The sequence below is a fragment of the uncultured Dialister sp. genome, assembly GCF_900541605.1.
Lineage (GTDB): Bacteria > Bacillota > Negativicutes > Veillonellales > Dialisteraceae > Dialister.
Map to the genome: position 1 here is coordinate 1 of NZ_UQKJ01000124.1, position 5,262 is coordinate 5,262.

5 protein-coding genes are annotated in these 5,262 nt (G+C 54.4%); all 5 read left to right on the forward strand.

Going from position 1 to position 5,262, the window contains the following annotated elements; translation table 11 throughout:
• The first annotated feature begins 96 nt into the window (after positions 1–96).
• The 5 genes from QZR21_RS07840 (at position 97) to QZR21_RS07860 (ending at position 4,866) form a co-directional block, all read left to right on the forward strand.
• Positions 97–606, forward strand: a complete 510-nt coding sequence (locus QZR21_RS07840) for a TRAP transporter small permease subunit (RefSeq protein ID WP_296098965.1) — start codon at positions 97–99, stop codon at positions 604–606.
• On the forward strand, positions 607–1,884 hold the full coding sequence (locus QZR21_RS07845; RefSeq protein ID WP_296974763.1) for a TRAP transporter large permease: 1,278 nt from the start codon (positions 607–609) through the stop codon (positions 1,882–1,884).
• Positions 1,885–2,306: 422 nt separating this feature from the next.
• A complete protein-coding gene (locus QZR21_RS07850; protein ID WP_296098959.1) occupies positions 2,307–2,768 on the forward strand; it encodes a methylated-DNA--[protein]-cysteine S-methyltransferase in 462 nt (153 codons plus the stop codon).
• 339 nt (positions 2,769–3,107) lie between these two features.
• Complete coding sequence (locus QZR21_RS07855) at positions 3,108–3,905, forward strand: enoyl-CoA hydratase/isomerase family protein (protein WP_296098956.1); 798 nt, start codon at positions 3,108–3,110, stop codon at positions 3,903–3,905.
• A gap of 265 nt (positions 3,906–4,170) precedes the next feature.
• Positions 4,171–4,866, forward strand: coding sequence for an alpha/beta hydrolase (locus QZR21_RS07860; protein ID WP_296098954.1), 696 nt, complete (start codon positions 4,171–4,173; stop codon positions 4,864–4,866).
• The last annotated feature ends 396 nt before the right edge of the window (positions 4,867–5,262 follow it).

A 5,262-nucleotide genomic window follows, 5' to 3' on the forward strand; every position in this document is an offset into this window, starting at 1 on the left:
ATAGCACATAGATGCATCGATTTAAAGTAAAGTAATTAATGTCGTTTACTATAACTCACTATTTCACTGTCTCACTGTACAAAGGAGGGCTGTCCTGTGCGTTCTATTTACCATATGTTTGACCGGTTTCTCGGCGTCATCACCAATGCCGCCGCTGCCATAGCGGGGCTTGCCATTTTATTGACAGCCTTCATGATCTGCTATGAAATTATTGCCCGCAGTATTTTCCACCATCCCACGGTATGGGTGATGGAGATTTCCACCTACTGCCTCGTGCTGGCCGGATTTTTCGGCATGGCCTACACCATGCGGAAAAATGGCCATATCTGTGTGGATTTCCTCTATGGAAGGTTCCCGAGGAAAGTGCAGAAGGGGCTGGACATCATTACGTCCATCCTTTCCCTCTTCGTCATGTACGTATGCATGACGGAGTCCACAAACTACATGCTCATGAGCAAGGCCATGGGAGTGGTCTCCCCGTCCCTGCTCCGGGTACCCCTGTGGATTCCCCAGACCTTCATGGTCATCGGTTTTGTGCTGCTTTTCCTGGAAATCATTAACCATCTCCTCGGTGATTTCTTCGCGGATGGAAAGGAGGGTAAATAAATGGTACTGCTCGGATTTGCACTGTTTATTATTTTCCTCCTCATCATCGGTATGCCGGTGGCCTTCACCCTGTCCCTGGCGGGCATCCTGGGTATCATCCAGTTCGTGGACATGTCCACCCTGTCCCAGGTACCGGTCATCGCATTCAAGACGCTGGACTCCTATGTACTGACTTCCGTGCCCCTCTACATCCTCATGAGCCAGATCATGCTCACCGGACGGGTGGGCAGCGGCCTCTTCGACCTGGGCAGCAAGTGGATGGGCCACCTCCCCGGAGGCCTTGGCATTGCCACCATCTTTGCCTGCGCCATCTTCGCCGCCATTTCCGGCTCCTCCGTGGCCACCGCCGTCACCATCGGTGCCATGGCCATTCCGGAAATGCTGAAACGGGGCTATGACCGGAAACTGGTGGTGGGCTCCGTGGCTGCCGGCGGCACCCTGGGCATCCTCATCCCGCCGTCCATCCCCATGATTCTTTACGGTACCATTACCGATGAGTCCGTGGGCAAGCTCTTCATGTCCGGCGTCGTACCGGGCGCCCTCCTGACCCTGGCCTTCGTGGCCTACATCGTTTTCGCTTCCTGGAATAAACCGAGAGAAGCGAGAGCCAGCCACGCAGAAAAAATGAAATCCCTCCGGGAAAACATCTGGGGCCTCCTGCTGCCGGTGATTATTATCGGCGGCATTTACACCGGTATCTTTACCCCCACCGAAGCGGCGGCGGTAGGTACGGTGTACGCTCTCATCATTACCTTCTTCATATACCACAGCATTACCATCGAAGATATGCCGGCCATCCTCCGCTCCACTATCAAGACCTCCTGCATGATCTTTGCCATCATGGTGGGCGCCATGCTCTTCGGTTATATCCTTACGGTGCTCCAGGTGCCGCAGGCACTCATGTCCCTCGTAACGGACGGCCACTTCAATAAGTGGATTGTCCTCCTGGGCATCAATATCGTGCTCCTTATCCTGGGCTGTGTACTGGAAACAGTGTCCATTATCCTGATCACCCTGCCCATGCTGTACCCCATCATCAAAGCCCTGGGCTTTGACCCCATCTGGTTCAACGTGGTGCTCCTGATCAATATGGAACTGGCCCTCATCACCCCGCCGGTGGGCATGAACCTCTTCGTCATCAAAGGTATCAGCGAAGACAGCACCATCCAGGATATCATCTCCGGCGCCGCTCCCTTTGCGGTCATCATGATTCTGGAAATCGTAGTGCTCTGCTTCTTCCCGGGCATTGCCACCTGGCTGCCGTCGGTACTGAAGTAATATGGTTCTCTAAAGGAGACCGTGAAAGAAACCCTTTCACGGCCGCCTTTTTTTGTGCTTATGGGTAGAGTCATTGGCACCAGGCCTCCAATAACTAAAAAGAGTTGAGAATTGAGAGTTGAGAGTTGAGGTCCCGCGGCTTTGCCGCTGTAGGAGTCCTAATGACTCTGCCCCCCCTGAAAGCAGAATTGATGCTGCATAAGGCCCCTTCCTTGGGAAGGGGCTGCCCACCGGGCTGGGGTTAGCCGATGGAGACTGATGGAATTGGCCCTGAGAACCTGATTACCCAGCTACCAGCCACTAGCCACCTGGTAGCCGCAGGCTGGTCAGCTTTCCTGGAAGCTAACAGCTAGAAGCTGGAAGCTCCGCGCCAGTGATTCTGTACGCAAGCATGCGGTATAATAAATGCAAAAGGAGGCGCTATGATGGAAGCAACCTGCGTGGGCTACATGGATTCTCCCATGGGAGTCATCTGCATGGAGGCCAGCGATACAGCCATCCGGCGGGTGGACCTTGTGGAGAAGAAAGGGGAATCCCGGGAAAATGAAATCATCCGGAAATGCCGGACAGAACTGGAAGACTACTTCCGGGGCGAAAGGAAGACCTTCGACATTCCCCTGGCGCCGGAAGGAACGGCGTGGCAGGAAAGGGTGTGGAAGATTCTGGAAACCATTCCCTACGGTACCACCACGTCCTATGGCATGGTGGCGGCAAAGGCGGGTAATCCCAAAGCCTCCCGGGCCGCCGGTGGTGCCATCCACAATAATCCCATTCTTATCCTTATTCCCTGCCATCGGGTGATCGGGAAAAACGGGAGCCTCACCGGCTTCGGCGCCGGACTGGACAATAAGAGGTATCTGCTGGAGCTGGAAGGTAAGATTTGAGAATTGAGTGAAGAGAATTGAGTTTTCGCGGCTGCGCCGCAATTTGGCATTTTTATAGGCAGAGTCACTGGCACTGGGCTGCTGGCAGCCCTCCACCCGTTCGCACGCCGCTTATCTATCCGTCACCCGGCCCGCAGGGCCTGAACGGCTTAAGGCCCGTGACCCTGGGCGTCGGCATGGAAAGGCAGTCAAATACAAAATGGCGGCGCTATATAATTTGTACGCCGCCACCATCATTCCTCATTTCTAATTCCTCATTCCTAATTAATCTTCGTACTTCTTTTCATCCAAATGTTATAATGAGCTTAGAATCTTATTTGTTTTCATAAGGAGGCTGCTATGGATTACACTCGGATTCACACAGACATTGCGAAAGGTATCGAGACCATTACACTGGATTATGGACCTACGCTGAATGCGCTGGACATGACCATGGCCCAGGAGCTGGCGGATGCACTGGAAGCGGCGGAAGCGGACAGGGCGGTAAAGGTCATCGTCCTCACCGGTGCCGGCCGGGCCTTTTCGGCGGGCGGGGACATCCGGTACATGAAGGCCCACTGCGATGAACCGGACTTCTCAAAGAAATCCATGGCTCCCCTGGCGGGAAAGCTTTCGGAAATCGTGCTGTACATGAAGAAAATGTCGAAGATCATCATCTGTGCCGTGGCGGGAGCCGCTGCCGGCGGGGCGGCGAACCTGGCCTTTGCCTGCGATTTCATATACGCTGCGGATAATGCGAAGTTCCTTCAGGCCTTTGTGGGTATCGGGCTCTGCCCGGACACCGGCGGTGTATACTTTCTGCCCCGTATGGTGGGAAGCCACCGGGCCTTCGACATGTTCGTCACCGGCCGCCCCGTTTCCGCCAAAGAAGCGCTGGAAATCGGCCTCGTAAAAGAAGTGACCACGAAGGAAGAACTCATGCCCAAAGTCATGGCCTTTGCCGAAAAACTGACGGAAGGGCCCCTCCTGGCCTATGGCAATATGAAGAAGCTCATGTTCGCCAGCCTGTACAAGGGCTTTGAAGACTACATGAAGGACGAAGCGGTATACCTGGCCCAGTGTTCCGGCAGCGAAGATTTCAAAGAGGGTATCACGGCGTTCCTGGAAAAGAGAAAGGCCGAATTTAAAGGAAAGTAATGGGGATGGTATGGTTGTGGGTAGAGTCAATCGGGTGGGGCTTCTAGCTTCTAGCGGCTGGCAGCCAGGAAAGCTGATTCGCCTACGGCGCCAGACCTGCTGGTTCTAAGGCTTTTCATGCCGTAGGATGGCCAGTTTTCCTAACAGCTAAAAGCTGGCAGCCCTGTGCCAGTGACTCTTACCCAAAGCATGCCAAACCGCGGCAAAGCCGGGACCTCAACGCTCAACTCTCAAAACTCAACTCTTTTTTATTCAGGAGTCCATGATGAACAGATTTACATCCTTTACTGCCGGTCCTCTTTCTGTTACGGTGTACGGGAAAGCGGGGGCGGAGTCCATCATTTATATTCCCCAGCCGGAACCGGTGACGGAGAAAGTGTCTTTCCTTACCGATGAATTCCCGGTGCTCCTTGCGTCGGTGGACGGCATGGACTGGAACGGGGACCTCTCCCCCTGGCCGGCACCGAAGGTTTTCCGGGGAGAAGAGAACTTCTCTGGCGGTGCTGATGGGTTCGCCGATTTCCTGGAACAGGAAGTATTCCCCAAGGAGAGCACCTTTTCCGAAAAGCCCCTTCGCCGCATGATGGCAGGCATTTCCATGTCCGGCCTCTTTGCCCTCTACATGGGCACGAGAAAGGGCAGCCTTGAAGCCATCGCTTCCATTTCCGGCTCCCTCTGGTTCGATGGGTTCGTGGACTACATGAAGACCCACGGCCTTTCGAAATCGGTGAAGCGGGTCTACCTGTCTCTGGGGGACAAAGAAAAAAGGACAGGAAATCCCCGGATGGCGAAGGTGGAAGAAGCCACTCTGGCAGTGCAGGATATCCTTGCCGGGGAGGGCATGGATGTCGTGTACCAGGCCAATCGGGGCAACCACTTCGTCCACGGCGACGAACGGCTGGAAGAAGCGGTACGGTACCTCATGACCGGAAAAGTGTGGAAAGGGGAGCATAGTCTATAAGACTGAGATCGAGGAGGATAGGGCCGAAGGTCTTGTTAAGGAAGCACTGCAAACAGAAACCGGTTCCTTTATTTCATAAAAAAAGAGTGCTGCATCCAATGGATGGAGCACTTTTTTTTTATGCATATGACAAAGCCGGTGACTCCATGGGGCGTAGAAGAGTTGAGATTTGAGAGTTGAGGCCCAGCGGCAAAGCCTTATCCATCCTGCGTCTTTGCCGCGGCCCTTCTCCAAGGGCCTGCATTCTGGTGGATAACCCCACCTATTGAGGATACCGGTAAGCAAGTGCCCCCTTAGAGATGGAAGTTCTTCGGCCGGGCTCTAAGGTGCTCGCTTAATGGGCAGGCTATGCTCGCAAATGAGCCCGGCTTGGGCATCCTCTGCAGGATGCCCACA